The 1,860-nt window shown below is 62.8% G+C and carries 1 protein-coding gene and 1 pseudogene; one reads left to right on the forward strand and one right to left on the reverse strand.

The features are described 5' to 3' along the window. Positions 1-1,135, forward strand: a 1,135-nt coding sequence (locus EN932_RS35255; protein ID WP_164890816.1) for an acyl-CoA carboxylase subunit beta, incomplete at its 5' end; no start/stop codon positions are given. Between the two features lie 12 nt (positions 1,136-1,147). Here the strand turns inward: EN932_RS35255 and EN932_RS35260 are convergent. Beyond that, a pseudogene (locus tag EN932_RS35260) lies at positions 1,148-1,860 on the reverse strand (hypothetical protein); the annotation flags it as partial.

A 1,860-nucleotide genomic window follows, 5' to 3' on the forward strand; every position in this document is an offset into this window, starting at 1 on the left:
CCAGGAAGGCGTGGCAGCACTCGGCGGCTATGCCGAGATCTTTCAGCGCAACGTGCTGGCCTCAGGCGTCATCCCGCAGATTTCCGTGATCATGGGACCGTGCGCCGGCGGCGACGTCTATTCGCCTGCCATGACCGATTTCATCTTCATGGTGCGCGACACCTCCTACATGTTCGTCACCGGGCCGGATGTGGTGAAGACCGTGACCAACGAGACGGTGACCGCCGAGAGTCTCGGCGGCGCCTCCGTCCACACAACGAAATCGTCGATCGCCGACGGAGCCTATGACAATGACGTCGAGGCGCTGCTGCAGATGCGCCGGCTGGTCGACCTGCTGCCGGCTTCCAACACATCGGAGCTTCCCGAGATCGAATGCTACCAGTCGGTCACCGACCATGATTTGTCGCTCGACCGGCTGGTCCCCGACAACGCCAACAAGCCCTACGACATCAAGGAGCTGATCCTGAAGGTCGCCGACGAAGGCGACTTCTTCGAGATCCAGCAGAATTTCGCGAAAAACATCGTCACCGGCTTTGGACGCGTCGAGGGCCGCACGGTGGGCTTCGTCGCCAACCAGCCGATGGTGCTGGCCGGCGTGCTCGATTCCGATGCCAGCCGCAAGGCGGCGCGCTTCGTGCGCTTCTGCGACTGTTTTTCGATCCCGATCGTCACCTTCGTCGATGTCCCCGGCTTCCTGCCCGGCACAGCGCAGGAGTATGGCGGGCTGATCAAGCATGGCGCGAAACTGCTGTTCGCCTATGCCGAGGCCACTGTGCCGAAGATCACCGTCATCACCCGCAAAGCCTATGGCGGCGCCTATGACGTGATGGCCTCAAAACATCTGCGCGGCGACATGAATTATGCCTGGCCAACGGCGCAGATCGCGGTGATGGGCGCCAGAGGCGCGGTCGAGATCATCTACCGCAAGGACATCGGTGACGCCGAAAAGATCGCAGCTCATACAAAGGCTTACGAGGATCGCTTCCTGTCACCCTTCGTCGCCGCCGAGCGCGGCTATGTCGATGAGGTGATCATGCCGCATTCGACCCGCCGCCGCATCGCCCGGGCGCTGCGCATGCTGCGCAACAAGGACATGCAGAACCCCTGGAAGAAGCACGACAACATCCCGCTGTGAGGCGCCGGCAACTCACTCCTCTTCCGCCGCCCCGAACTCCGCTCCCATCGTGGCACGGACAGGGCTGCCCCATGGCGTTGCGTGGTTGTCGATGCGCATCTGGAAGATGAAATAGGTCGGCGAGCAGAAGCCGATGCCTTTCACTTTGCCGATGCCCGGCGTGTCCGGCGGCAGCGACTGGCACATATAGTCCTCGCGGCAGAAATGATCGGCCGAACAGGCCGGCCGGTTGCCGCGATTGACGGCGCCGCCAAGGCATTGGTCGAAATTGTTGGTGGCCACGCAGATGTCAAATTTCTTGCCGCCGACCAGCCCGCAGATCTCGTTCGGCATCGGCTTGCCGGCCTTGAAAGCCGCGAAGACACGGTCCTTGTCGTTGCAACCGCGATAAGCGATCCCGCCAGGCACGCCGATCTTCGGTGGCCGGCAGGTATAGGCGGTGCGCGAAACGTCAGGAGCGAAGGCCGCGAACTGGCCTGATATGCTGTAGCGGTCGTTGAAAGGCTGCTCCGCATTGCTGGCGATCGAGCCGGTCAGACAAGGATGCCCGGAAAACATGTCAGCGCTGTCCTTTGGCAGCAGGCACTGCGCCAGTTTGGTGCGCACGCCCGAAGCAGTGGCCAGCGGCGTGCAGACGGTGCCGCCGCCGCATTGCCAGTTTGCGCCGAACCGCGCCGCATCTTCCGGCATCAGGCACGGCATTGCCATCTCGGCCGGCGCGTAGT

It is taken from the genome of Mesorhizobium sp. M7A.F.Ca.US.002.01.1.1 (genome assembly GCF_004022955.1).
Classification (GTDB): domain Bacteria; phylum Pseudomonadota; class Alphaproteobacteria; order Rhizobiales; family Rhizobiaceae; genus Mesorhizobium; species Mesorhizobium ciceri.